Here is a 25,550-nt window from a genome sequence, read left to right as displayed (position 1 = left end):
TTTTATGATTTGCGCAAAGATAAGGCTTTTATAGGTAGGCAATTCTATTATTCTGTAAAGAAAATAAAGCAGTTTTTATAATTCTCACCGTTCAATCTTTCAGCAACCCTCAACACTCAATTTTGCACAAATCATTTTAATCAACGAGATAATTTTATCCTCATTAATTATTTAAAATACCCGTATGTAACATTCAGAACATAAGGTTCCCCATACTCATTTCCATCTCTTTTGCTATAACTGCTGATTGATGTAAATTTATTGTTCTGTAAGGTAAACTCATATTTTCTCGATCTGTAAGGATTACTGCTTTCGAGTACCAAATTGCCTAAGCCGTTTTTGCTGTAAGTAGAGTTTGTTTCTATAACCTTGTCATATAATAGGTCCTTTCTGATCACTTTTACAGGCAACTCCCAATTGGTATTATTATAACAAATAGATGCTTCAAATTTCTTGCTTTCAGTACCAGTACTTTCCAAACATTTTTCGTTAACAATTTTGCTGTCGCTATTTCTAAGCACCATGTTGCTGTAATCATCCTTGTTGATTTTATAACGCTCTACATCGAAAAAAACCTTGTTTGCCAACTTAAAAACGCTGAGGTAATTTTTCTCTTTCATGATAACCAAATCATTCTGGTAGTAGAATTTAAATGTTTGCCCCTGTCTAACAGCCACATCCGGTAGGCCGTTTTTGTAGGTTATTGTAGTGCTGTCTCGCCTATCTTCAAAAATTTTAATCAGCTGATTGTTTTTGTTAAATACATAGGTAACTCTTTTATCAGCCTCTTGCACAGATTGAATGATTATTTTGCTTACCCCAGTTAAATCAGTAAATTGGAAAGGTACCACTGCTTCGTTGAACATCTCTTTTTCCAAAAAGAAGTTCATGTTATCCTTTAATTTTTCTGACGGATTAACAGTGTTTTGATAATTTTCTATAATTAAACTGTCTTTTTTAAAGTTTCTATAATAAGATGATGTTTTGCTATCATGGATTTTTTCTGCAACAAGTTCAGTTAGCTGAACCATTTTTGTTCTATGAACGGTACTATCGTTTTCGTTTCCGCTCCAAAATAAAAAACCTGTGTGTCTAATCTGCCTATCGAGCAGGTTTAAAGTCTGTTTTTTAGTGTTTGGAGTTTCAATCAGTGTGTTGCGAAATACGTACTGGTATTTGTATTTTTCTTCTGGAAAATTTCTGTGCAATTCATCCCATTCTCTTTTGTTCAAACCAGATAGTGCGTAATAATCTTTACTTAAATCGCTCTGCGTAGGTTGGTTGCTATAGCTTCTTGTGTCGGGACTGCTCATCCATTTCACATCATAAATAATAATATGGGGCACATTGGCTTCTAACTTTAAAGTGTCGCAAGTTGTACAAATCCGCTCATTTCTAAACTTTGTCTCTTCAGCACTTTCCATTACCATTGGTGGTGCGCCAATACTCATACTCCCGCTGTACTTTGGTGGCGGCGGCGGAGTTTCGTATCTGTAAGTATCTTTTTTAATTTTTGGAGGTGTAAATCTTATTGCCGGTTTTTTAGGTGGCGGTGGTGGCTTTGGTACCGTTTTTTTTATCGGTGGTTTTACTGGGGTTACCTGTGCTGATGCACTTAAAGCTAAAATTAAAAACAGATAAGTTAGGATATGTTTGCTCATGCCTTTACATCAGAAAATATTAGGCCAATTAAAAAAGAATACCACAAGCCATGCAGGTATAGATTGGTAAGCTGAACTGTGGATATTATTCCCCTTTTTACTGATTTGCGTCCTGATTTGGGGAATATCAATACAACTGTGTTTCCCAACTTGGGGTATTTTAAGAAAAAAGCAATAAAAAATTAGGAATATTAACAGTGTTAATTATATTTGCGGTGTAAATATTTATCATGGGAATTAAAGAGCGTAAAGAAAAGCACAAAGAAGATTTAAGGCAACGAATTTTAGATGCGGCCAAAGAACTTTTTTTGAAAGATGGTTACGATGCAACCTCAATCAGAAAGATTGCAGAGAAGATTGAATTTAGCCCGACAACGATTTATCTGTACTACAAAGACAAAGCTGATATCATGTATGCTTTGCATCAGGAGGGTTTTATTTTGTTGGGAACTCAATTCGCAGTTTTGCAGCATGTTCATGAACCTTTCGAGCGTTTAAAGGCTATGGGTCGTGTTTATATGAGCTTTGCGTTAAATAATCCCGACTTCTACGAACTCATGTTCATTATGAAAGAGCCTATTGAATTTGTAAAAGCACATTGTCATGGAGAAGAATGGGAAGAAGGCGAACAGGCGTTCGGTGCTTTAATCATGACGGTAAATCACTGTAAGGAAGTGGGCTATTTCACCAAGTTTGATACGACGGCCTTTGCGCTAAATATCTGGTCGCTGATGCATGGGTTATGTGCCTTAAAACTTCAGGGTCATTTAGATCATATGGCATCTACTAAAACTGAAATATTTGCTGGCGACGATTGGATGGAGAAAACATTCTCCAGTTTTGTTCAAATGCTCGAAGGTTTGAAATAATAAAGTTAACACTGTTAATTATGAAGTTGTCTTTTAAATTATCGATTTGTTTTTTTGCATTTGCCTCATGTGCACATGCTCAACAGATTATTGATGGTTATATTGCTGAGGGTTTTAAAAACAATATCGTTTTACAACAAAAACGAATTTCTTTAGAGAAAGCTCAGTATGCCTTGAAAACGGCTAAAAGTTTGTTTTTGCCAACAGTCGCTTTTTCTGGGGCCTGGTCTACTGCAGATGGTGGCCGTAATATTCCCTTGCCGCTTGGCGATTTATTAAATCCTGTTTATTCCACGTTAAATCAGCTTACAGCAACCAATAAGTTTCCTTTAATGGAAAATCAGAGTATTAATTTCCTGCCCAAAAATTATTACGATGCAAAGGTTAGAACAACCGTTCCGATTGTTAATTCTGATCTTGTTTACAACAAGCGCATTTCCGAGCAACAGGTAGTTCTTCAGGAATTTGAAGTGCAGATTTATAAACGCGATTTAGTTAAGGATATTAAAACAGCATATTACAATTACTTAAACGCACTTCAGGCCGTAGAAATTTATAAGTCTGGTTTTCAACTGGCAAATGAGGGATTAAGGGTTAATGAGAAATTGCTCGATGGCGGTAAAGGTTTGCCAGCTTATGTACTCCGATCTAGAAGTGAGGTAGAAAATGTAAATGCACAGGTCGTAACGGCCGAACAACAGGTTATAAATGCAAGAATGTATTTTAATTTTCTTCTGAACCGAAGTGCAGATGAGAAAATTGATGTGGATTTTGATAATAAATCCGGACTTGCAGAAGTTGAAGGTCTGGTCGCTAATTTGTCGCCTGCAGTAAATCGAGAAGAATTGAAAGCCTTGGATCAGGTGGTAACCATCAATAAAACTGCCTTGAAAATGAATAAGCAATTTGCAGTTCCCAAACTTGGTGCATTTGTAGATTTAGGTTCGCAATCTGAAGGTTTTAAGTTTAACGATAACACCCGATATTACATGTTGGGCTTACAATTGGACATTCCAATCTTCACCGGAAACCGTAATAACATCAAAATCAAACAGAGTAATTTAGACATTAAAAATGCCGAGCTAAATTCTAATTTGGTGGCGCAGCAATTAAATTTAACAGCTAAAACTGCACAAAATAATCTTAGGGCAACTTATCAAACCTATCAATCTTCTTTAAAACAATTTGAAGCAGCATCAAGCTATCAAAGATTAATTGAAAAAGGATATAAGGCTGGAACAAATACATTTATCGAAACAATTGATGCCCGAAATCAATATACAGCTGCCCAACTTTTAGTCAACATTAACCGATATAAGGTTTTATCAGCACTGGCTGATGTAGAACGCGAAACCGCAAGTTATTCAATAAATTAATTTATGAAGATGAAACTCATATACACCACAATAATTCTGGCAACTCTGGGTATAAGCGCCTGTAAAAGCCATAAGGAAAAAGAAGTTGCAATTGGCAGTCAAGATACCATTCCGGTTAAAGTAATTTCGTTAAAGGTTGAAGATGCAAGTCATACCATCTCTGCTTCTGGTCAGTTTACTACAAACGACGAAACATTGCTTTCGTTCAAAAACGGTGGGATTATTAATAGAATTTTGGTTAAGGAGGGGGATGCCGTTCGAACTGGACAGCTATTGGCAACTGTTAACCAAACTGAAATTTCTGCACAGGTTCAGCAGGTAAATTTATCTTACCAAAAAGCCGAACGCGATTATAATAGAGCAAGTAAATTATACAAAGATAGTGTGGCCACTTTAGAGCAAATGCAAAATGCAAAAACGGCTCTTCAGGTAGCAAAGCAACAATTAGATGCTGTAAAATTTAATCAGAACTACTCTGAAATTAGAGCCACCAGCAATGGTTTTATACTGAAAAAGCTGGCAAATGATGGACAAGTTGTTGGTCCTGGAACACCCGTTCTTCAAATCAATGGCGCCAATCAAAGCAAATGGATTTTAAAAATCGGATTGAGTGATGCCCAATGGTCGGTTTTAAAGATAGGTGATGGAGCTACCATTACAACAGATGCTCTGCCTCAAAAATCCTTTCAGGCTAAAGTTACCCGAAAATCAGAAGGCATTGATGCTCAAAGCGGAACTTTTGGGATTGAGCTTACACTTACGGATTCCAAGGTACAGGGTCTGGCATCAGGCTTATTTGGAAAAGCGGTAATTATCCCAACCAAAAGTACAAGTGGATATAGTATTCCTTATGATGCCTTGTTGGATGGTGGAGAAAATGAGGGTTATGTTTTTGTAACCAATGATGATAAAATTGCCCGAAAGGTTAAAGTTCAGCTGGGTGCAATTCAAAATGATAGAATTATTATAAGTGGTGGATTGGAAAATGCAACATCGTTAATTGTATCAGGAAGTGCTTATTTAACAGATGGTTCGAAGATTAAGGTAGTGAATTAAGCTGAGAGCAAACCCAAGCTTTCGTCACCCTGAATTTATTTCAGGGTCTTAATAACAAGAAAAATGCTGTGTTAAATTTCGCATAACGAGCAACTTTGCCTTTCTCTGTGAAAGCTTTATGCCCTCTGTGGTTAAAAATATAAAACATCAAAAGATGAAAATATCAGAATACGCTGTAAAAAATTACCAGTTTACTTTAATCATGGTACTCATGGTTTTGGCACTCGGAATTACGACCATATTTAACATGCCTCGATCTGAAGATCCGGACATGAATGCTCCAAATTATCCTGTTGTAGTCGTTTATCCAGGTGCAAGCCCAAAAGATATGGAAGAACTTGTTGTAAAACCCCTGGAGAAAAAAATCTATGGGTTGGATGACATAAAAACCATTAAAACCACCATTCGCGATGGTTTGGCCGTATTATTTGTAGAATACAAATACAGTGTAAATGTTGATGATAAATTTCAGGAACTGGTTCGTGAGGTGAATAGCGAAAGGGCAAATCTTCCACAGGAAATTTACAGCATGGAAGTTCAACAAGTTCAGCCTTCGGATGTAAATGTGCTTCAGGTAGCCTTAATCTCCGAAAATGCATCCAGAGATAAATTAAAAAGTTCGGCCGAGGATTTACAGACCGCTTTGGAAAAAATTCCATATTTAAAAAATGTAGAGATTATGGGGCTTCCCGATCAGCAGGTGCGGGTAGATTTAAACCTCGAAAAATTGGCCCAGCTTCACATACCAATTACATTTATCGCAAATGCCATTCAAAGTGAAGTAGCCAATATTCCGGGAGGGAGCGTAAATGCTGGTACTAAATCCTTCAATATCAAAACAAGCGGTAACTATCAAAATATTGATGAGATCAAGAATACGATTGTTTTTAGTGGAAATGGAAAAAATACAGCCCTAAAAGATGTAGCAAATGTTTATTTCGATTATTCGCAAGAGAAAGACATTACCCGTTTAAATGGCCATCGCTGTGTTTTCGTTGTGGCCGCCCAAAAAGCAGGCGGAAATATTACCGTAGCACAAAAGGCATACTTGCCAATAATAGAAAGTTTCAAAAAAACGCTTCCAGGCAATATCGATCAACAGTTAATGTTCGATCAGGCCGATAATGTAAATAATCGTTTAGGTGGCTTGGGCACCGACTTTTTAATTGCAATCCTCTTGGTTTTGGTAACGCTTTTACCTTTAGGTACTCGGGCATCAATCGTAGTAATGGTTTCAATACCGCTTTCCTTAGCCATTGGTGTAATCTTGTTAAGTGTTTTAGGTTTCGGTTTAAACCAATTGAGTATTGTTGGTTTAGTGGTTTCTTTAGGCCTTTTGGTTGATGATAGCATCGTTGTAGTTGAGAATATAGAACGATGGATGCGTGACGGACATAGTAGGTTAGAAGCAACCTTAAAGGCAACCAAACAAATCGGAATGGCTGTTATGGGTTGTACCGCAACTTTGGTAATCGCGTTTATGCCCTTGATGTTTTTGCCAGAAGCATCAGGAGAATTTATTAGAAGTTTGCCAGTAGCAGTAATCTGTTCGGTTATTGCATCTATGTTGGTGGCATTAACTGTCGTTCCATTTCTATCAAGCAAATTATTAAAACCTCATGCCGATGTAAATGGAAACATTTTCTTGCGTACGCTACAAAAAATCATCCACGGTTCGTATTCTAAACTATTGGACAAAGCTTTGGCAAAACCAATATTAACCATTGTTATCGCCGTTGCAATTTTCATTGGTTCAATTATGTTGATTCCTGTAATTGGTTTCAGTTTATTTCCGGCATCAGAAAAGCCACAGTTTTTAATTAACATTTCAACGCCACTTCAATCTAACCTAAATTACACCGATTCAATTACCAAACAGATAGAAAAGGAACTGAAAAAAATTCCTGAGGTTAGATATTTTGCCTCAAATGTTGGTAAGGGAAACCCGAGGATTTATTACAACGTAATCCCTCAAAACGAACGGACCGATTTCTCTGAAATGTTCGTACTGCTTCAGCCTGATATTCGTTCAGACCGCAAAATCGAAATCATCGAAATGCTCCGCAAAAAATGGACGCCATATCCAGGTGCGAAGGTAGAGGTTAAGGATTTTGAGCAAGGTCAGCCGATTATTTCTCCTGTAGAAGTTCGTTTATTGGGCGATAATTTAGATACCTTAAGAAACCTTGCCGGTAGAGTTGAAAATATGCTTTTAAAAACTCAGGGCACCATCTATGTAAACAATCCGCTTAAAAATCTTAAATCAGATATTAAGGTTGATATTAATAAAGACAAAGCGCAAACGCTCGGAATCCCGACGGTAAATATTGATAGAACGGTAAGAATGGCCGTAGCTGGGCTCGAGGTCGGAAAATTCATTAACCCGAAATCAACAGGAGATGATTATAGTATTTTGTTAACCACAAATCATCCTTCCTACCCAGATTTATCTGTATTCAACAACCTTTACATAAATAACAATCAAGGAACATCGATTCCATTATTGCAGGTTGCTTCATTGCGATTGGAAACATCACCATTGAGCATCAATCACTATAACAAGACTCGAACCATTTCAGTTAATGCCTTTGTGCAGAAGGGCTTCCTGAACGATAAAGTTATTCAGGATGTAAATGCGCAAATGGATAAGATAAAATTGCCAGCAGGTTATCATTTCGAAATGGGTGGCGAACTGGAGAGTCGGAACCAATCTTTCGGAGGTTTTGGAAGCATTTTATTGGTCACCTTATTCTTGTTTATTGCAGTATTGGTATTAGAATTTAAAACATTTAAAAGTACGCTAATTGTGCTTTCCGTTATTCCATTAGGAGTTGTAGGTGCAGTTTTAGCGCTAATGGTAACCGGAAATTCCTTATCATTTGTAGCTACCATTGGTATTGTCGCCCTGGCAGGAATTGAAGTGAAAAATACCATTTTATTGGTTGATTTTACTAACCAGTTACGCTCAGAAGGTAAACCGTTAAACGATGCAATTGAAGAGGCCGGAGAGATTCGATTCCTTCCAATTATTTTAACCACGTTAACAGCAATAGGAGGGTTGTTGCCAATTGCGTTATCAAGCAACCCACTCATTTCTCCATTAGCCATAGTTATGATTGGAGGATTAATCAGTTCTACTTTACTATCCAGAATTGTTACACCAGTGGTTTATAAATTAATGCCACCACGGGTTGATTTAATCGAAGAGGTTAAAGAATAATACATATCATAACATTTAATAAATCACATCTTCAAGAAGAGGTGCACAAAATAAGGTATTTTTAAAATTAGAAAAGCAGGGGCTGGCATTTTATAGGAATGTCAGCCCCGTTTTTTGCTCCAATCTTTTTTTACTTCTTCCCTGCTGATATTCAGGGTTGTTGTTAAAAAAAGTATTTCCGCTTCAACCGGGTTTAGGTACTTCGTACAGTTATAATTTGGGTCCAATTTCTTTCAAAGCGTAATTATTGTGATATTAGTGATAGATAATCTAACCATTATATAATCTAAGTAATCTCTCGATCTACCCATGCGCTACGTCCCAAATATCTTTCTATCCATTGTAATCTGCTCGCTTTTTTTATTTAATAATGTACTGGCTCAAAAAATTGTTACCGGCAATATCGTTAACGAAACAAATAAGGGCATTGAATCGGTATCTATTTATAACAAGAAAATCTTAATTGCACTAAGTGATCGTGAAGGAAATTTTAGTGTTAAGGTCGATTCTTTAAAAAACGGACAAACGCTTTCATTCAGCTCGGTTGGTTACGAAAACCGATCTATTGTGATAGATGAAAACAACACTGCTACAAGCATTACCGTTAAATTAAAAGATAAATATGTTAATTTAAAAGATGTTCAAATTTACGCTCCAAGCTTCGTTTTTACATTGCTCAAAAATGGTTTGAAAAAACTTGCGGATACAGGTATTGTTAACAAAAGCATACTATGCAGGCAATATATGGTGAGAGAAGGTAAATATAAAACTTTCGCCGAAGGCATTTTTAACCTGCGTACCGATGAATATAAAAACGATATTCTTCTTCAGTTAAATAGTATAAGAAGGCTCGATCATTTGAGCAGTGTAAACCCCAACGGAGTACAAATAAATTATGCAATTGATATGAGGATGGAACTCAAATCTTATTTCGTTAATAATTTAAACGATAACCTTTCGAGTGAGGATAATGATTATGAAATTGAAGGACAAGTTGAATACGAGGGCGAAAAATGCTATAAAATTTATTTTAATCGAGCTAAAAATGTACAATATAAAACCAGAAATGGATGGATTTACATTACCGTTGAAAAACATCTTATTAAGGGAATAGAAAGCAATATTGCAACACTGGCTAAAAATATGATTTGGATAAATAAGCAAAACTATACCATTAAAAACGGCATGTCCCATCTTGCAACAACCTACTTAAAATGTAATGTAGTTGCCGGATTATTCTCAGAAGGTGAACCATCTGCAGAAATGGAGTTGATTTTTCTTGAAGATATTGATCCATTAGAAAAGAATAGCAATAACTATTCTACCTCAAAGCTAAGGCAAGATCTTTATAAATATCCTAAACGATATAGTGCCGAATTTTGGAGAGATATTTATCAAAAACACAATCTAACTTTCCCGCAAAGTATTGTAGAAACCTATAAATTTAAGGGCAGTATAGAATCAGAATTTTAATCTATCTATCGCTTCGCTCTTCCATGTTCAAATCGGTATCAAACGGACTTTTGGTAAAGGGATAAATAGATTGTTTAATAAAGCCCTTCGGGTACGACGCCTCATGAACTCCTGTGCCTGCCGGCCAAGTATTTCCGGGTAAATAATAAGTGCCAAAAATCATATCAATAAAAGGAAATATCGATGCGAAATTGTGGCCATAATATTTTGGATCTTCACAATGATGCCAATGATGATACTGTGGCGTAGTGAAAATGTATTTTATTGGTCCGAAGTTTACCCGAGTATTTGCATGTATTAACACGGCATGTATGGCAATGAAAATAATGTAAACATTAAAAACGGTCGAAGAAAAACCTAAAATGTACAGCGGAATAAAAGTCATTGCCCTGGTAAAAAAGATATCGATAAAATGCGTACGACTACCGGCAAGCCAATCCATGTTTTGAGTAGAATGATGAACGGAATGAAAGCGCCATAACGCAACTCTTGTATGAAAAAAACGATGCGCCCAATACTGAAATAAATCGGTACTGAAAAAGGCAATAAACAAAGCTACAGCAAAAGGTAAGCTTTGAATCCAAAGGTGAACCTTATCTAAACCCATCCATCCAAAAAATAATATGGCAGGTTTCTGAGTTACAATCCCGAAAAACTGAATAAACAAATGGCTGATTACAAAATAGGTCAAATCAGTTCGCCATTCTTCGTGAAATTTAGTCTGTTCGTTGTTTTTAGGAAAAAATAATTCTAATGGAACAAAGATGGCCACCATTAAAAGTAAATCCAAAATCATCCAGTCTAGGCCAAAATGCCAGCTCGATTTTGCAACATCCCTGCCTTCAACGCTCAATGCGCCCAATAATACCGCTAAGCCTGCCAATACAAATCCCGGCCAGCCATATTTCAGTTTCTTGCTCAAAATAATGCTCAGTGCGGCGAAGAAAAAAGATGCAATAACGCCACCCAGCATTAATGCTTCCATACTGTTCTTGGTGTAAATCTCCCTAAATTCTGGCGTGGTTAGTTTCTCTGGAAAATGAAAACACAGAATACCCAATAGCGCCAAAACGGCTAAAAATATAGATAGATACCCACTAATTTGGCCTTGGCCAACTACTAAACGCTTTCGTGCTGACATTAAAATATGTTTATTTACTTATAACAATGATAACTAAAATTATAGATTATTTAAATAATAAGCTTTCTCTTGATCTGCTCTAAAAATTGTTTTCTGTAAGTGTCTCCAATAAAAATTTCCGATGAAATTCCTTTCAGCGTAACTTGATTTCCATTGATAGCCGTTATTTTGTTTATTGCAATTATGAAAGATTTTTGAACCCGAACAAAATGTTTCTCGGGCAAGCGTTCTTCTACATCTTTCATGGTTAATAAGGCGAGCGTACGGATACCATTATGATGAAAAGCAACATAGTTCTTCATGCCCTCAATAAAATCAATATCCATAATATTAATCTTAAGCATTTTGCCCTTTGCTTCGGTTTTAACCATAAAATAATCCATCTCCAATGGTGTGGTTGTAGCCTCTGCAGGCTTTTCTAACCTATTTTGCACCTTGTTAATGGCCTGCAGAAATCGATGGAGGGGAATAGGTTTAACCAAATAATCAGCCACTTCCAAATCAAATGCTGTAGTTGCAAATTCTCTGTATGCAGTGGTTAAAATAAATAACTGTTTTTTATCTATAAAAGATTGGATAAATTCTATACCCGAAATCTCGGGCATGTGGATATCCAAAAAAATCAGATCTACTTTTTGGCCATTTAAAAAATTCATGGCCTCAACGGGGTTGGTGAAACTTGCTACTAAGTTTATGTAGCTAATAGACTGAATATAATGTTGTATAACTTCTATTGCGTGCTCTTCATCATCAACAATGACACAGGTAATCATGGTAAAAATATTTTGTTTAAAAGGCTTGCGCCAAATTGGAACTATATTTTGGGATGATTAAGCTGGGCTGATTTTTTTAAGCTGTTACAAGTATCGGCAATTTTAGTTCAATAGAATAATTAGTTTCACTTTCGTTGATATTTAAGGTGAATTTATTTCCATAGTGATGCGTTAACCGCTTCCTAATGTTTTCTATCCCTATACCGCTAGATAGTTCTTTTGGGCCATTTTTTTTTTGTTGCTGGCATGGAAGTAAATTGCCTGATCCTGTTCTGAAACACTTAAAATAATATAAACAGGGTTAAGTCTATCGGTACAATCGCCATGTTTTAATATATTTTCAACCATTGTAATTAGCACCAAAGGGATTATACGGACATTTGATAGGCTGCCCTTAATATCAAAATCCAGTTGCAGTTTGTTGTTAAAACGAAGCTGATTAATGCTAATTACATTTTTAATGTGTGCAATCTCATCGCCCAACAATGTAGTTCGATCGTCTTTATCAATTTCCAATGAGTATTGCATTATTTCGCTTAAAGTCATTATACAGGTAGCCAAATCTGCAGATAAGGGCAACGATTTAGCATAAATGAAATTAAGTGTATTGTTTAAAAAATGTGGGTTTATCTGCGCTCTTAGAAATGCATATTCTGCTTCGTGTTTTTCTTTTTCGATACTACGTAATTTTTTCTGGTGCTTGATGTTTTGTGTGGCGTAATAGTAGCTAAAACCAAAAAGAGCATATTTGATGAAAATCCAAATCAATAAAACAGAGTAGTTCCAAACACTCATAACCGGTGCAGCATCGCCGTTCATCCTAAAGTGAGGTCGTATAATATATCCTGTTACATACCAATGTAAACAAGAAAATACGTAAACTAATGTTATGCAAATGAATAGCGGAACAATCCTTAGTGGTGTAGCAAATTTGTTAAAAAGAAAAATGCATAAGTATACTGTGCAAATATTAGGGAATTCTGAAAAAAAAATATCAGGAATACTAAAAAAATAGCTTTTAGGGTCTGCTACGAACTCTAGTAATCCACCTAATAGCATATATGGTATCCAAAAAAGGATATGATATATTATTAATTTATATTTATTATTAGTCAAGGATTATTTCTCTTTATATTTTCTTACATAATCGACCCAATTTTCAACTTTTGTAGAAATTTCTACGTCAGGCTTTATACCAATATTATCTAATGGATTTTTAATGCTATAAAGAGATTTACCTGCAGGATATACTAACATATAAAATACACAAGGTAGTTTGGCAACTACAACTTCACCATAGTCTACCATTCCAGAACTATTGGAACCAAATATTTTTGATTTTGAACTTTGCTTTGCTTCTAATAAAAAAAGTTCCGCTGCGCTTGCTGTATTCTTATTAACTATGAATGATACTCTTTCTGGGTTTTTTAAAACACTTTCATATTTGATAGTGTCAACAGGATATAAATTATAAAGTTCACCTTCATGTTTTTTGAGCTCTATTAAATTTTGATTTAAGACATTCTGAATGCTGTCTGAAGCCTCAGGATACTTGATTGAATATCCATCTTTTATGTTATCTGGTGTGGCCAAGACCATTCCCCCAACTGTTAAAATGGGTTTAGTATAAATGTATGGAGTCAAACTTTTGTATACATATATTGATCCTCCCCCATTATCTCTTAAATCAATGATTAAATGCTTGGTGTTTTTTAATATTGATTCATTTTCTTTTACAATACTATCAACTTGCTTTATGTATGACATAGATTCGAACGATGGCATTGTAAATAAAACAGTCTGACTATCTAATACTTTAAATTTTGGAGACAAATCTGTATTATTTGCTATAGTTTCTTTAGGCTTATTTACACCCTTAATCCATTTTCCGAAAATCCCGAAATCTAGTGTGTCTTTTTTATAAGAAAGTCTAGGGTTATTAATTGAGTGATCACCTCCGCGAAAAAAAACAGTGCTATATTTGCTATTATTTTTTAATACTCTAAATTTTATTTGTTGAGGTACCCACCTCGACCCATCTGCTTTCAATATAAATGCAATGAACTCTTGGTTTTTTTTGGTTCTATCTCTTACAATCCCAACTTGATATACTCCAAAACTCCAAATTCCCTCAATGTGATCTAGATTGTTTTTCTTCTTTTCTAGATATTCTTTGAACTTATCATGAGTCCATGTAGTTCTTTCTTCTCTTGAGAAAAAATGTCTTATTGAATCAGGAGATATTGCATCGAAATCTATCCCAATATTTACATGTTTATCTTTAAATAGAGCGAGCCACTCTCGACTTAGAGACAAGCACTTATAAGGATTAGAGTGGCTTGCGATTTTCTCTAAACTGTCAGTTGTTTTTTGAAATGCATTCTGGTTTATAGGAGTAACTTTGTCAGAATATCCCACATAATTTTTTTTAATTCGTTCTACCATAAAACGAAAATTCTCAGAACAATTGCAATTTTGTGCAACTGCAGAAGTAGATAATAATAAGAAAAATATGAGTTTTATATATTTCATTAGATTATAAAAAAATAAGGTAATTGCTCTGTCTGTGGTTATTCATTAAACTAATTCTTTTAAATTAGTTACTTACGGTTTTGACGGAAAAATTTTTACACGCAGGATTTCCTGACCAATCACCTCCATTTGTGCCTCCACCACCATTAATATTGTTCATCTGATCTTTATTCAAGTCTTTAATCACATTTTTTTTGAAAACAAATGCTGTTTTCTTTTCTAATTTTTTAGGTTTCATAAAAGTATATTTAATTGTTTATGCACCTAAAATGTAATTTCATTACAGATTTGCCAAAATTGATACACCAAATGGGTCATTCTCTATATCAAAGCATCTAATTGTAAGTATTGCCTTAAGTTACACTTGTTAAAAAATCTTATTTTAATATCTTTAAATTACTCTTTAATGGTATATCTTTTCTTCTTAATTTTTAATAGTAAAAGTTCGAAAAAATCCATAATGTACTTACAAAGTGCCAATTGGTGTATCTTTTTTGTAGCTTAAAAAATTAAGCTCAATACTTGTTTAATGTTTGGCCAAAAGTGGCGGAACCCGAAAAGCCAATTATGAGTAGGGAAGATAAATAGTAAAACAAATTATGAAAAATTTAGAATTACAAAACTTTAGTGTTGTAGAAATGGACACCAAAGAAATGTGCGAACAAAATGGAGGAATAAATCCATTCTTAGGTTTCGCTGTGGCTTATATTTTAGCAGAGGCAGCATTAAACCCAAGAGCTCATTATAAGGCATTTATGGAAGGTTGGAATAGTAAATAATTAATTAAAAAATATTGATATATGAAGATTAAAGAAAACATTCTTTTAATAGAGTTGAAAGAAGAAGATTTAACAAATATTAATGGTGGTAGCGAATTTAGTGAAGCAGTATTTAAAACACTTGGATTTGTTGCTAAAGCTTGCTACATTTTTGCTTTGGAAGGTGGGCGAAACGCTCATATTTCAGTTAGATAAATTGTTATACTGCCATACTTATTTATGGGGTGGCAGTATAATTCATTTCCTTAAAAGCTATAATCGGAGTATGAAAAAAAATAGTCTTTATTTAAAAGAAGTGATATATGCTTGTTTTTTTCTTTTAACTATGTTTTTAATCGAAACTGTAATCAATATCATAAATAGTATTGATTTCAAATTGTTTAATGTCTTTTTTTCAGTTGCATGGAAGATATTACTTATTTTAGTAATTAGACTTACTTATTTACGTTTTGTTTTTTTTAAAAAAAGAAATGAATCATAAGCATATAAAAGAGATTGGCTGGATAAGAGTTATTCAAATAATAATTCCGTATATATTAATTGTTGGCTCCTTTCAGCTTTTGGCCTATTTTATTCTCGGTTTAAATATTGAAAATAATCTTCAAGAAAAAACTATTTTTCAAAAGCTAATAATAGTCCTATTTACTTTTTTGGGTACATTGATCGTAATTGGCCTTTTCAGAAAATATATTGATAAGAAAACATTTAAAAGCTTAGGATTTGAAAATATCCTGAGGAATGATATTTACTTAGGGTTATTAACAGGTTTCTTCATAATGTCATTCTCATTCTTGATGCTATTGTTTTTTAATCAAATATACTTTGTAAAATTTGACTTTGATTTCTCTAAAATAATCTTTAGTTTTTTGATTTTCTCTCTTGTCGCAGTTACAGAAGAACTTTTAATCAGAGGCTATATACTTAATAATTTGATGGTTTCAATTAATAAGTATTTAGCATTAGCAATTTCAGCAACAATATTTAGTCTAATGCACGTTGCAAATGATGATTACGGATGGTTTCCTGCAATTGAACTATTTATTTCTGGTATTTTTCTTGGTATTTCTTACATATACACTAAAAATTTGGTCTTCCCTATAGTATTTCACTTTAGTTGGAATTTCTTTCAAGGGACTGTCTTTGGATTTAATGTTAGCGGAAATAGATCATACTCAATGTTGCATCAATCTAGGTTGCATGATAATATTTGGAATGGGGGTGCTTTTGGATTTGAAGGATCGATTTTTTCCATAGTTGCACAAATTATTATGGCTATGTTAATTTATTTATATTGGCGTAAGTATAGAAATGTTTTCCAGTAATGCACTACTTTTCTAATAGTTACTTAATCTCTGGTCAGTTTTTTTATTTCAACATTTAAAATGCTCTGTGGGAAATCATTAATCAATTATTTATGATACAAGAATTGAATGCAGAAGAGCTGTTGGCCACAAATGGAGGCTTAGCAAAAAGTCCTAAAGATGTTGGCTACTTTGTAGGACATTGGGTAGGGAAAGCTTTAATAGTTTGGGCTACTTTCTTTGAATAGTAATTAATGTTATACGATTTTTTTAAAAATCCTAATATTCAATTTAAGCAAAGCAAATCCTTTAAAGATTCTTTAAAGGATTTGTTTTCTGTTTTTGGCTATGCATTTTTATGTGTTGCTCTAAATTATTTAATTGTTTCATTTATCGATTTTATTATAACCTCAACCAAGCATTTCTCTTTTATTACAGCTATAGATAAGGCTCAGAATGTTGCATCTACAGAAAAAAACATCTTATTCTTTTTGGTTATTGCTCCAGTAATCGAAGAATTAATTTTTAGATTACCTTTAAAAGCAAGTAGATTAAATATCTTTATCTCTTTTATTTTAGCTTATTATCTATTTTATTTATCTCATAAAACTTTTCAATCGATAGTAAATATTAATGAATCAATAAAATTTTTAACTTTTAGTTTAATATGCTATTCTCTTTTATATAAAGTAAATACGAAATTTTATTATACCTTTTCAGGTAAATACTTTACGGCTTATTTTTACCTACTTACAATTACTTTTGGTTTATTACACCTTTCTAATTTTATACATCTAGTTCCAGATAATTTAATCTTATTCGCTCCAATATTTGTCATACATCAAATAATTGTAGGTTTTTTCTTGGGTTATCTTAGATTAAAAAGAGGATTATTCTGGAGTATTTTAATGCACACTATGCTTAATGTATTACCCACAATAGGATATTTCATTAAAAAATAATCGCAAATCTTGTTAATGATGACGGAACCCAAAAAGCCAATGATGAGTAAGGAAGATAATATTAAACAAATTATGAAAAATTTAGAATTAACAAATTTTGGTGTTCAGGAATTGGATGCTAAAGAAATGAGAATGCAAAACGGAGGGTTTATTGGTGAGTTAGCTATTGGTATGTTGTGTTTAGCTGCAAGTTGGATATATGAAACCGGAAAGAAACAAGGTGCTGAACATCATAATAAGTAAAAATTTAGAAAATATTCGTATGAAAAATTTAGAAAAAATAACTGAAGAATTTCATGAACTTAGCTCATCGGAATTAATAAAAATTGATGGTGGTGTTTGCGACAGTTTGAAACACAATCTTACTCAAGCAACATTTGGAGCGCTTTTTGGCCCAATCGGGTGGATTGCATATGAATGGGGGCATGCTAATGCATAATTGCAAGAAAAAATGTATATTGCTGTTTAATATATGTTATGAACACGAATATTAAAACAAATTAAAAGCCTATTTAATGATTTTATTGATTGTTGCATCAATGCAATCAATTTATTGGGTGGGTAAAAAAATGGGACATGAACATTATACTAAGATAGTTATAAGGTAGGTTTTCGGTTTTTAATGTAATTTATGAAATAATTTAAATGCATATTACAAATATTTAACAACTTGAATAGCCTGTATTAAATTTTACAGGCTATTTATTTTTAATGGTAGTATAATTATATAACCTTGTTATTATAGATATCAGCAAGCGCATCTCTCGAATACAAATGCTTTCTAATATTGATTGTTAGATTAACACAGACTCATATCTAAACAAAAAAGCTACATATGGAGATTTATGGATTTCCCCTATTCTCAAGATCGACATACTTTAATTGCATAAGCATCCTAAATGCTACTTTACCTAATTTTTCAACAAGTTATCAGGTTTTGTCCCTACAAAACACCCTTTAGTGTATCATTTTTTAACTTTTAGATCCTTTGATGTACACTTGTTGCATAGATGTACATTATGATTTTATGCAGTTAACTAAAGAAGATGATTTACAAAATACATCCCTTCTTTTTATTCACCAAACCCGTATCCGCTCTCAAATTACCTATAGTGTAACCCTCATAGCTGTTTTGGCAGTTATAGGGTTGCTACCTTTTTTGTATACTACAGTTAGTGTAAAAGGAACTGGTTTAATTCAGAGCAACATCGAAAAAATCGAGCTCTTGGCACCTGCGAGTGGAAGATTAATATCTGTTAAATTAAAAGATAACTTAAAGGTATTAAAAGGCACTACACTTTTAACCATCGATGCCACTTTACCCAATCAACAAAAGAATTTAATTGGCAATCATGAACAGCAAATAGAACAACAGCTTCAGGATGTTCAGATTTTACTTTCCAATATTAATAAGCCATTTAACAGTATTAATAGTGAAATATCAATTGGAAAGCTAAGTACTGGTTTATATATGGCCAGTTGGCAACAATATATCGAAACCTTACAAAATGCAACAAATGCAAAGGAGCAGGCAAATAGAATTTATCAGCGATATCAAATTTTGTACTCCAAAAAAGTAGTTACGCAGGCTGAATACGAGCAATATCAGTTTAATTACAATCAATCGGTTTCAGATTGGAAAATGGTTAACAAAAAATATAAAACACAATGGCAAACAGAGTCCAATCAGTATCGTAACGAACTTAGAGATTTACAAAATCAGCAAGTACAGCTAACCGATCAGGAAAAACAATATTCGTTAAAGGCCACAGTTACAGGATCAATACAAAACTTAACGGGTGTACAGGCAGGCGCTTATGTATATGCAAATCAAAAATTGGGCGAAATATCTCCAGATAGTGCATTGCTGGCTTATTGTTACATCAAACCTTCAGATATTGGGCTAATAAAAAAGAGACAACATGTTCGTTTTCGAATTGATGCCTTTAATTATAACCAATGGGGTTTAATATATGGACAGGTTTTAGATATATCTGATGACATAATTATCCAGAATCAAAGCCCATATTTTAGAGTAAAATGTAAGCTTGATAAAGATTTTTTACAGCTAAAAAATGGTTATAGAGGGCAAGTTAAAAAAGGAATGACATTTAGCGCCAATTTTACTGTAACCAAAAGAAGTTTATACCAATTGCTTTATGATCAGGTTGATGATTGGCTAAATCCTAATGGATTTAAAGATTAAAAGTAATGAAATAAGCACTCGCATTTAAATTTAATATCTCACTTCCATGTCTATTCTTATAAAACAACGCGATATAACCGATTGTGGTGCCGCATGCCTAGCCTCTGTATCTGCACATTATAAGCTAAAAATGCCTGTGGCAAGGATTAGACAATTTGCCGGAACCGATAAAAAAGGCACCAATGTTTTAGGTTTAATAGAGGCGGCAAATAAACTTGGTTTCGAGGCTAAGGGCGTACGCGGAAGTTTAGATAGCTTAAGCAAAATACCTTTACCGGCAATTGCTCATATTGTAATTAAAAATCAGTTGCAACATTACGTAGTGATTTATAAGTTAAACGATAAGCATATTGAAGTAATGGATCCTAGCGATGGTAAACTACATCGTAAACCGATTGATGAGTTTGTTAAAGAATGGACGGGTGTTTTAGTGCTTTTATTGCCCGATGAGAGCTTTAAAAAAGGTAATGAAAGTGTAGCTAACAGCCTCCGTTTTTGGAAACTAATACAGCCACACAAAAGCATAGTTCTTCAAGCTTTGTTTGGTGCTTTGGTTTATACTATTCTGGGTCTTTCTACTTCTATTTTTGTTCAAAAAATTACAGATCATGTTCTGGTGGATGGAAATCGGAATTTGCTTAATTTGATGAGTATAATGATGATTGGAATTTTGTTATTGCAACTATTCATTGGCACTGTAAAAACCGTTTTTACCATGAGAACTGGACAACAGATTGATGCTCAATTAATTTTAGGCTATTACAAGCACTTGCTCAAATTGCCACAACAATTTTTCGATACCATGCGGGTTGGTGAAATTATTTCGCGAGTAAATGATGCGGTAAAAATCAGAACTTTTATTAACGATGTATCAATCAATCTCGTAGTAAATGTATTTATTGTTTTCTTATCCTTCACACTAATGTTTACCTATTATTGGAAACTAGCATTACTTATGCTTGCTGTAATTCCACTGTATTTGGCTGTTTATTTAATTACCAATAGATTAAATAAAAAAATCCAGCGTAAACTGATGGAAGATTCTGCAGAGTTAGAATCGCAATTGGTAGAAAGTTTAAATGCCATTGGAACAATAAAAAGATTTGGTTTGGAAGAATTCACCAACTTTAAAACAGAAAATAGGTTTGTTCAATTATTAAGAACTGTTTATAAATCTGGAATCAATTCTGTTTTTTCTGGTACATCAGCAGAAATAATTTCACATTTGCTTACTATTTTCTTATTATGGGTAGGTGCTGGCTATGTACTGGATAATGAAATAACGCCGGGCGAGCTATTTTCATTTTACACCCTTATTGGATATTTTACCACACCTGTAGCATCATTAATTGGAGCCAATAAAGTAATTCAGGATGCGATCATTGCCTCGGATCGATTATTCGAGATTATGGATTTGGAAATTGAGAATGATACTTCAAACGTTGAGCTTACGCGTGAACTTATTGGTGATATTCGTTTCGAAAATGTGGCCTTTAGATACGGTACAAGAGTTACCGTTTTTGAAGATTTGAATTTAAATATAAAAGCAGGAACTTTTACCGCAATTGTTGGCGAAAGTGGTTCGGGTAAATCTACTTTAATGGGTTTGTTGCAAAACATTTATCCCATCCAAAAAGGCAATATATTTATAGGGAAATACGCCATTAAATATTTAAAAAATAATTCGTTAAGAAATCTTTTGAGTGTGGTGCCTCAACAAATAGATTTATTTGCAGGAAACGTAATTGACAACATTGCAATTGGAGATTACGAACCTAACATGCAACGTATAGTTGATATCTGCAACCAACTTGGTATTTTGAATTTTATAGAAAGCCTACCAGAAGGTTTTCAAACTTATTTAGGAGAAAATGGGGCAACATTATCTGGAGGGCAAAAACAACGAATTGCTATTGCGAGGGCTTTATATCGCAACCCGGAAATATTAATCTTGGACGAAGCAACATCTTCTTTGGATTCTGCTTCCGAACAATACGTTCAACGAACAATCGATTTATTGGTAGAGCAACAAAAAACCATAATCATTATTGCCCATCGTTTAACTACTGTTAGGAAAGCAGATAAGATTATAGTTTTGGATAAAGGAAAAGTAGTAGAAGAGGGAAATCACGAAAATATGCTTATTAGTAATGGGCATTATACAAATTTATGGCGTCAGCAGTTTGGCTAGTTATTATTGTAAAAACCACTTTCAATTTCAAAAAACATTTCATGCACCTAATCGGTTGCTTTATAGGGCGTCGCCAATAAGCGATGCTTTTCTTTTTTAAATAATCTGTATTTTTGAAAACACGGTATGCTAATTAAATATCTCCGCCTTTTACTTTTTCCTTTCTCATTCATTTACGGAATGGCCATTGTGCTTCGTAAAAAACTGTACGATTGGGGCATAATCCCATCGGTTAAGTTCGATCTGCCAATAATTTGTGTAGGCAATCTCGCTGTAGGTGGCTCAGGAAAAACACCCACAACCGAATATTTAGTACGTTTACTGGCCGATTATAAGATTGCGATTTTAAGTCGCGGTTATGGAAGAAAAACTAAAGGTTTTATTTTGGCAGATGAAAATTCAACTGCAGAATCTATTGGAGATGAACCGCTACAATACCATCAAAAGTTCAAAAACGTAACGGTTGCCGTATGCGAAGATCGGGTAAAGGGCGTAAATCAATTAAAAGATGATCATGATTTAGTTATTCTTGATGATGCCTTTCAGCACCGCCACATCCAAGCCGGATTTAACATTTTGCTTTTTGAATTTAGGAAACTCGGAACACTCCAGTTCTTGCTTCCGGCAGGTAATTTAAGAGATGTATTTTCTTCAAGAAAAAGAGCTGATGTTCTTTTGGTCACAAAATCACCTGTGCCGTTATTGCATGTAGCTCAGCAGGCATCCATAAATGAGCTGCAGCCCAATAATAATCAGCCGGTACTCCATTCTTATTTAAAATATGGAAATTTAGAGCATCTTTATAAGGATGAAAATCGTTCTTTGGAATCGATTAGAGATTTTGAAATCTTTTTGCTTACAGGAATTGCAAATCCTCAACCTTTAATTGAAGAGCTTCAGAAGCAGAGTAAAAACATCCATCACGAAGAATTTCCAGATCATTATACCTTCAAAATCGATGATCTTAAAAAGTTTAAATCGGCTTTTGATCATGCAAATGGAAAAGAAAAAATCATCATCACAACAGAAAAGGATAGTCAACGTTTAAGAGCTATCGGATTTGAAGATTTACTGGTAAATTTACCAGTATATTATTTACCCATCGAGGTTGAATTATTTGAAGAAGATAAGATTACCTTTGATGAACTTATTTTAAACTATGTTAAGAGCAATAGAAGAAACCGTTGAATACATTAAACGTAAAACTGAAAACTTTAAGCCTGAAGTAGGCATAATCTTAGGAACCGGATTAGGTGGGCTGGTAAAAGATATCGAGGTTGAATATCAGTTGATGTATTCTAATATTCCAAATTTCCCAATATCTACATTGGAGTTTCATAGCGGAAAATTAATTTTTGGAACATTAAACGGAAAAAAAATAATTGCTATGCAAGGCCGATTGCATTATTACGAAGGCTATAGCATGCAACAGATTACCTTCCCGGTTCGGGTTATGAAAGGCTTAGGAATAGAAAACTTAATTGTTTCCAATGCTGCGGGTTCTTTAAATCCTGAATTTAAAAAGGGCGATTTAATGATCATTTCCGATCACATTAACCTACAGCCAGATAATCCGCTTCGTGGCTTGATTGAGAGTGAATTAGGTCCGCGTTTTCCAGATATGAGCGAGCCTTATAAACGCTCTATTATTGCAAAGGCATTGGAGATTGCAAAAGAGGTTGATGTAAAATGCCATAAAGGTGTTTATGTTGCCGTATCTGGACCAAATCTGGAAACTAAGGCAGAATATAAATATTTACGCTTAATTGGTGCCGATGCCGTTGGAATGAGTACTGTTCCAGAAGTTATTGTGGCAAACCATGCCGGAATTCCTGTGTTTGCCATTTCTGTTTTAACAGATGAAGGTTTTCCGGAGGATTTGAAACCATTTAATTTAGACGAAATTTTAGAAGCTGCGGCAAAAGCAGAACCTAAAATGACCGAAATTCTAACCCGCTTAATCTCTGAATTATAAGATGCAGAAAATTTTTCAAATCTGCTTTTTGATGATGCTTTTTATAAGCACAAGCTCGGCATTTGGACAGGAGTTACAAACGCATATTAATGATAATAAAGAAGCAGATTCGATTCGTAAAAAATTAGATGGTGCTAAAGATTCTGTAATATTTACGGCAAAATATATTCGTTTTACAAAGCTGGGATTAAGTAAAGACAGTATTATATTGTTGCCTTTAGATACCTCTACCGTAAACATCCAAAATTATAGCCCGCTTTTACAGCCTAAGCACCCAACAATAAGCTTGGGCAATATGGGTTTGGCGGCTCGGCCTTTGCTTTATGAACCCTCGAAAAGAATAGGTTTTGATGAAGGTTTTCATTCTTTGGATTATTACGCCCTAACTCCAGAAGATATTGTTTACTATCAAGCCAGAGCCCCTTTTACCAGTTTGTATTTTGTTAGTGCAGGGCAAAAGGAGCAATTGTTTAGGGCCATTCACAGTCAAAACATCAAGAAAAATTGGAACGTTGGCGTAAATTTTAATCGTGCCGATTCGAAAGGATTTTATGCCAGGCAAAGAGGCGATAATTTAAATGTAGCTGTTTTCTCTTGGTATCAATCTCCAAACAAACGGTACAACATGTGGGCTTCGGCTATTTTTAATACCATGAGGGCTTACGAAAATGGATCCAATGCCGATTCGACTATTTTTGAACCTGGATATAATAAAATCAGTCGAGATGCTGAAGAAGTTAAACTTACAACCGCTAGAAATTTATATCGTAAAAATACTTTATTTTTAAAACAGACATATTACGTAGGTAGAATTGATACTTCTACTAATGCCAACAATTCAGTGTTGCCTACAAACAAAATAACTTACACAATAGAATACAACAACAACAGCTACGATTTTTATAAAAACGAAACGGATACTTATGGCGTTATGCCTGGAGGAATTGCGAATTCAGTATATACAAACGATTCTACCCACGTCCAGCATGTAAGAAATGAATTTATTTACAGTTTCTTTTTGAGACCAAAAAATTCTACTGTCATAAAAAATGAACTTAAGATCGATGCGGGTATACGTCATGATTATTATAATCATAAATATTTAAATTTCCTTCCAACTGGAGCCACATTTGAAAACAGTCAAATCGCTTTTCAGAATATAACGATATTAGGGTCTGCCGGATATCGTTTTACGAGCAATATCGATTTGAATTTAGATGTTCAGCAGGTTTTGCAAGGTAACAATGCGGGCGATTTTTTATATGAAGCAAAGAGTAGAATTTTACTCGGTAAATCTGTTGGAAGAATAGAACTTGGTGCATATCTCCAGAATCAATCACCCGCTGAGATTTTTAACTATTACCGCGGAAATCATTATAAGTGGTCTTATACTGATTTAAAAAATACCAAAATTGCAAATGCCTCATTTAACTACATCAACGATAAGTTTGGATTTGAAGCTGGAGCAAAATATTTTCTAACCAGTAACTATCTGTATTTTGCTGCAAATGGAACCAATTCTATTTTGCCTGCGCAGGAATCTGCAGATATTAGCTTGATTAGAATTGATGCCTCTAAAAAATGGAGGTTTGGGAAATTTGTGATCGAAAACTATTTGGCTTATCAAAAAACTGATAAAGAGGATGTATTAAGAACGCCAGAATTTTATACCTGCAATAGCTTTTATCTGGATCAAACTTTCTTTAAAGTGTTAAAAGCAAATATCGGTTTCGATGTAAGATATAATTCTGCGTATGCAAATTATTCTTATTCTCCGGCAACATCCCAATTTTATGTTGGTGAAGCAACTGTTTATAAATCGACACCAATTATTGATGTTTTCGTTAAAGCAAATTTAAAAAGAGCAAATATCTTTGTTAAATACGATTACGTTAATCAAGGTTGGCTTTCTCCGGGATATTATACTGTAAATCGATACCCAATGCAGGATGCCTTATTAAAGTTTGGTGTAAGCTGGAACTTCTACGATTAATAAAAACATAAAAAAGCCGTTCAGATTTAAATCTGAACGGCT

23 protein-coding genes are annotated in these 25,550 nt (G+C 34.1%); 17 read left to right on the top strand and 6 right to left on the bottom strand.

What is annotated here, in order from left to right:
• Positions 1 to 167: 167 nt before the first annotated feature.
• Positions 168 to 1,661: a hypothetical protein gene (locus tag DF947_RS08385; RefSeq protein WP_109929279.1), complete on the bottom strand. Its 1,494-nt coding sequence runs from the start codon at positions 1,659 to 1,661 to the stop codon at positions 168 to 170.
• A 230-nt stretch (positions 1,662 to 1,891) separates the two neighbouring features.
• Between DF947_RS08385 and DF947_RS08380 the strand changes: the two genes are divergently transcribed.
• The 5 genes from DF947_RS08380 (at position 1,892) to DF947_RS08360 (ending at position 9,655) form a co-directional block, all read left to right on the top strand.
• Positions 1,892 to 2,530 (top strand): TetR/AcrR family transcriptional regulator, encoded by a 639-nt coding sequence (locus DF947_RS08380; protein ID WP_109929278.1) that lies wholly within the window; start codon positions 1,892 to 1,894, stop codon positions 2,528 to 2,530.
• A 20-nt stretch (positions 2,531 to 2,550) separates the two neighbouring features.
• On the top strand, positions 2,551 to 3,906 hold the full coding sequence (locus tag DF947_RS08375) for a TolC family protein (protein ID WP_109929277.1): 1,356 nt from the start codon (positions 2,551 to 2,553) through the stop codon (positions 3,904 to 3,906).
• A gap of 9 nt (positions 3,907 to 3,915) precedes the next feature.
• Positions 3,916 to 4,962 carry an efflux RND transporter periplasmic adaptor subunit gene (locus DF947_RS08370; protein ID WP_240615345.1) on the top strand — a complete coding sequence of 349 codons (1,047 nt, stop codon included), beginning with the start codon at positions 3,916 to 3,918 and terminating at the stop codon, positions 4,960 to 4,962.
• A 154-nt stretch (positions 4,963 to 5,116) separates the two neighbouring features.
• Positions 5,117 to 8,182, top strand: coding sequence for an efflux RND transporter permease subunit (locus tag DF947_RS08365; protein ID WP_109929759.1), 3,066 nt, complete (start codon positions 5,117 to 5,119; stop codon positions 8,180 to 8,182).
• 309 nt (positions 8,183 to 8,491) lie between these two features.
• A complete protein-coding gene (locus tag DF947_RS08360; protein WP_109929275.1) occupies positions 8,492 to 9,655 on the top strand; it encodes a carboxypeptidase-like regulatory domain-containing protein in 1,164 nt (387 codons plus the stop codon).
• A gap of 1 nt (position 9,656) precedes the next feature.
• Here DF947_RS08360 and DF947_RS08355 read toward each other — a convergent pair whose 3' ends face one another.
• The 5 genes from DF947_RS08355 to DF947_RS22210 form a co-directional block, all read right to left on the bottom strand.
• Positions 9,657 to 10,796, bottom strand: coding sequence for a sterol desaturase family protein (locus DF947_RS08355; RefSeq protein ID WP_109929274.1), 1,140 nt, complete (start codon positions 10,794 to 10,796; stop codon positions 9,657 to 9,659).
• 50 nt (positions 10,797 to 10,846) lie between these two features.
• Positions 10,847 to 11,569 (bottom strand): LytR/AlgR family response regulator transcription factor, encoded by a 723-nt coding sequence (locus DF947_RS08350; protein ID WP_109929273.1) that lies wholly within the window; start codon positions 11,567 to 11,569, stop codon positions 10,847 to 10,849.
• Between the two features lie 198 nt (positions 11,570 to 11,767).
• A complete protein-coding gene (locus tag DF947_RS08345; RefSeq protein ID WP_158526250.1) occupies positions 11,768 to 12,388 on the bottom strand; it encodes a sensor histidine kinase in 621 nt (206 codons plus the stop codon).
• A 300-nt stretch (positions 12,389 to 12,688) separates the two neighbouring features.
• Positions 12,689 to 14,101: a S41 family peptidase gene (locus tag DF947_RS08340; protein WP_109929271.1), complete on the bottom strand. Its 1,413-nt coding sequence runs from the start codon at positions 14,099 to 14,101 to the stop codon at positions 12,689 to 12,691.
• Positions 14,102 to 14,165: 64 nt separating this feature from the next.
• The gene (locus DF947_RS22210; RefSeq protein WP_158526249.1) at positions 14,166 to 14,339 is read right to left on the bottom strand and encodes a hypothetical protein; all 174 of its coding nucleotides are present in this window, start codon (positions 14,337 to 14,339) and stop codon (positions 14,166 to 14,168) included.
• A 361-nt stretch (positions 14,340 to 14,700) separates the two neighbouring features.
• On the opposite strand from DF947_RS22210, the gene DF947_RS08335 reads away from it, so the two are divergent.
• From DF947_RS08335 to DF947_RS08290, 12 genes are all read left to right on the top strand, one after another.
• Positions 14,701 to 14,880 carry a hypothetical protein gene (locus DF947_RS08335; protein ID WP_109929270.1) on the top strand — a complete coding sequence of 60 codons (180 nt, stop codon included), beginning with the start codon at positions 14,701 to 14,703 and terminating at the stop codon, positions 14,878 to 14,880.
• A gap of 21 nt (positions 14,881 to 14,901) precedes the next feature.
• Complete coding sequence (locus DF947_RS22205) at positions 14,902 to 15,075, top strand: hypothetical protein (protein ID WP_158526248.1); 174 nt, start codon at positions 14,902 to 14,904, stop codon at positions 15,073 to 15,075.
• 275 nt (positions 15,076 to 15,350) lie between these two features.
• The gene (locus DF947_RS08325) at positions 15,351 to 16,202 is read left to right on the top strand and encodes a CPBP family intramembrane glutamic endopeptidase (protein ID WP_109929268.1); all 852 of its coding nucleotides are present in this window, start codon (positions 15,351 to 15,353) and stop codon (positions 16,200 to 16,202) included.
• 92 nt (positions 16,203 to 16,294) lie between these two features.
• Positions 16,295 to 16,429, top strand: a complete 135-nt coding sequence (locus DF947_RS22595; RefSeq protein WP_262510077.1) for a hypothetical protein — start codon at positions 16,295 to 16,297, stop codon at positions 16,427 to 16,429.
• A 6-nt stretch (positions 16,430 to 16,435) separates the two neighbouring features.
• Positions 16,436 to 17,143 (top strand): CPBP family glutamic-type intramembrane protease, encoded by a 708-nt coding sequence (locus DF947_RS08320; protein ID WP_109929267.1) that lies wholly within the window; start codon positions 16,436 to 16,438, stop codon positions 17,141 to 17,143.
• Between the two features lie 72 nt (positions 17,144 to 17,215).
• Positions 17,216 to 17,386 carry a hypothetical protein gene (locus DF947_RS08315; RefSeq protein ID WP_158526247.1) on the top strand — a complete coding sequence of 57 codons (171 nt, stop codon included), beginning with the start codon at positions 17,216 to 17,218 and terminating at the stop codon, positions 17,384 to 17,386.
• A gap of 19 nt (positions 17,387 to 17,405) precedes the next feature.
• Positions 17,406 to 17,582 carry a hypothetical protein gene (locus DF947_RS22200; RefSeq protein WP_158526246.1) on the top strand — a complete coding sequence of 59 codons (177 nt, stop codon included), beginning with the start codon at positions 17,406 to 17,408 and terminating at the stop codon, positions 17,580 to 17,582.
• A gap of 588 nt (positions 17,583 to 18,170) precedes the next feature.
• Positions 18,171 to 19,349 (top strand): HlyD family secretion protein, encoded by a 1,179-nt coding sequence (locus DF947_RS08310; protein ID WP_109929265.1) that lies wholly within the window; start codon positions 18,171 to 18,173, stop codon positions 19,347 to 19,349.
• Positions 19,350 to 19,395: 46 nt separating this feature from the next.
• Positions 19,396 to 21,540, top strand: a complete 2,145-nt coding sequence (locus DF947_RS08305; RefSeq protein WP_109929264.1) for a peptidase domain-containing ABC transporter — start codon at positions 19,396 to 19,398, stop codon at positions 21,538 to 21,540.
• Positions 21,541 to 21,666: 126 nt separating this feature from the next.
• Complete coding sequence (lpxK, locus tag DF947_RS08300) at positions 21,667 to 22,728, top strand: tetraacyldisaccharide 4'-kinase (protein WP_109929263.1); 1,062 nt, start codon at positions 21,667 to 21,669, stop codon at positions 22,726 to 22,728.
• Positions 22,700 to 23,515, top strand: a complete 816-nt coding sequence (locus DF947_RS08295; RefSeq protein ID WP_109929262.1) for a purine-nucleoside phosphorylase — start codon at positions 22,700 to 22,702, stop codon at positions 23,513 to 23,515. The genes lpxK and DF947_RS08295 overlap by 29 nt, the downstream gene beginning before the upstream one ends.
• 1 nt (position 23,516) lies before the next feature.
• The gene (locus DF947_RS08290) at positions 23,517 to 25,508 is read left to right on the top strand and encodes a putative porin (RefSeq protein ID WP_240615344.1); all 1,992 of its coding nucleotides are present in this window, start codon (positions 23,517 to 23,519) and stop codon (positions 25,506 to 25,508) included.
• Positions 25,509 to 25,550 lie beyond the last annotated feature (42 nt).

Origin of the sequence: Pedobacter paludis (genome assembly GCF_003173575.1) — a bacterium.
GTDB classification, from domain to species: domain Bacteria; phylum Bacteroidota; class Bacteroidia; order Sphingobacteriales; family Sphingobacteriaceae; genus Pedobacter; species Pedobacter paludis.
This window is presented reverse-complemented; position numbering and strand designations above follow the sequence as displayed.

Coding starts and splice junctions, on each gene's coding strand:
- DF947_RS08385 (WP_109929279.1), bottom strand. CDS start 1,661: ATGAGCAAACATATCCTAACTTATCTGTTTTTAATTTTAGCTTTAAGT.
- DF947_RS08380 (WP_109929278.1), top strand. CDS start 1,892: ATGGGAATTAAAGAGCGTAAAGAAAAGCACAAAGAAGATTTAAGGCAA.
- DF947_RS08375 (WP_109929277.1), top strand. CDS start 2,551: ATGAAGTTGTCTTTTAAATTATCGATTTGTTTTTTTGCATTTGCCTCA.
- DF947_RS08370 (WP_240615345.1), top strand. CDS start 3,916: ATGAAACTCATATACACCACAATAATTCTGGCAACTCTGGGTATAAGC.
- DF947_RS08365 (WP_109929759.1), top strand. CDS start 5,117: ATGAAAATATCAGAATACGCTGTAAAAAATTACCAGTTTACTTTAATC.
- DF947_RS08360 (WP_109929275.1), top strand. CDS start 8,492: ATGCGCTACGTCCCAAATATCTTTCTATCCATTGTAATCTGCTCGCTT.
- DF947_RS08355 (WP_109929274.1), bottom strand. CDS start 10,796: ATGTCAGCACGAAAGCGTTTAGTAGTTGGCCAAGGCCAAATTAGTGGG.
- DF947_RS08350 (WP_109929273.1), bottom strand. CDS start 11,569: ATGATTACCTGTGTCATTGTTGATGATGAAGAGCACGCAATAGAAGTT.
- DF947_RS08345 (WP_158526250.1), bottom strand. CDS start 12,388: ATGAACGGCGATGCTGCACCGGTTATGAGTGTTTGGAACTACTCTGTT.
- DF947_RS08340 (WP_109929271.1), bottom strand. CDS start 14,101: ATGAAATATATAAAACTCATATTTTTCTTATTATTATCTACTTCTGCA.
- DF947_RS22210 (WP_158526249.1), bottom strand. CDS start 14,339: ATGAAACCTAAAAAATTAGAAAAGAAAACAGCATTTGTTTTCAAAAAA.
- DF947_RS08335 (WP_109929270.1), top strand. CDS start 14,701: ATGAAAAATTTAGAATTACAAAACTTTAGTGTTGTAGAAATGGACACC.
- DF947_RS22205 (WP_158526248.1), top strand. CDS start 14,902: ATGAAGATTAAAGAAAACATTCTTTTAATAGAGTTGAAAGAAGAAGAT.
- DF947_RS08325 (WP_109929268.1), top strand. CDS start 15,351: ATGAATCATAAGCATATAAAAGAGATTGGCTGGATAAGAGTTATTCAA.
- DF947_RS22595 (WP_262510077.1), top strand. CDS start 16,295: ATGATACAAGAATTGAATGCAGAAGAGCTGTTGGCCACAAATGGAGGC.
- DF947_RS08320 (WP_109929267.1), top strand. CDS start 16,436: ATGTTATACGATTTTTTTAAAAATCCTAATATTCAATTTAAGCAAAGC.
- DF947_RS08315 (WP_158526247.1), top strand. CDS start 17,216: ATGAAAAATTTAGAATTAACAAATTTTGGTGTTCAGGAATTGGATGCT.
- DF947_RS22200 (WP_158526246.1), top strand. CDS start 17,406: ATGAAAAATTTAGAAAAAATAACTGAAGAATTTCATGAACTTAGCTCA.
- DF947_RS08310 (WP_109929265.1), top strand. CDS start 18,171: ATGCAGTTAACTAAAGAAGATGATTTACAAAATACATCCCTTCTTTTT.
- DF947_RS08305 (WP_109929264.1), top strand. CDS start 19,396: ATGTCTATTCTTATAAAACAACGCGATATAACCGATTGTGGTGCCGCA.
- lpxK (WP_109929263.1), top strand. CDS start 21,667: ATGCTAATTAAATATCTCCGCCTTTTACTTTTTCCTTTCTCATTCATT.
- DF947_RS08295 (WP_109929262.1), top strand. CDS start 22,700: ATGTTAAGAGCAATAGAAGAAACCGTTGAATACATTAAACGTAAAACT.
- DF947_RS08290 (WP_240615344.1), top strand. CDS start 23,517: ATGCAGAAAATTTTTCAAATCTGCTTTTTGATGATGCTTTTTATAAGC.